General features: G+C 62.7%; 1 protein-coding gene. It reads right to left on the minus strand.

Going from position 1 to position 440, the window contains the following annotated elements; all coding sequences use genetic code 11:
* Positions 1 to 440 (minus strand): SRPBCC family protein (locus tag EOA32_RS37835; protein ID WP_281015322.1); only part of this gene is annotated, 440 nt, incomplete at both ends.

The following is a 440-nucleotide window of genomic DNA, read 5'->3' on the forward strand; positions in this document are numbered from 1 at the left end:
AAGCAACGCTGCGCAGCGCCGGCCGGCCGCCTTCGGCAAGGCGCGGCCCGATGAAGGAGGCGTACCATTCGACGAACTGGATGACGCCGCCCTCATGCTGCTCCGAATAGGGGCCGGGCTCATAGGCCGGCGACAGGATGCCGAAAGCATTTTCCTCGACGATGCGGCGATCCTGGTCGTTGGTCTCGGTCCAGACATGGGTGAGTTCGGCAAGATCGTAATCGACGCCTTCCACCGCATCCTTGTGGACCAGCCATTTCGTCGTCACCGCGGTTTCGGTGGCGCTGATCGGCAGCACCCGGAAGGTGACGGCATGGTCGATCAGGATATGGTTCCAGGTGGTCGGATAGTGGTAGTGCATCAGCGTGCCGATGCGGTCCGCCGAGACGCTCGTGGAAAGGTTCTTCCTCACCGCGCGCTTGCCGCTCATCGTGTAACTG

This window comes from Mesorhizobium sp. M1A.F.Ca.ET.072.01.1.1, assembly GCF_004023325.1.
Lineage (GTDB): Bacteria > Pseudomonadota > Alphaproteobacteria > Rhizobiales > Rhizobiaceae > Mesorhizobium.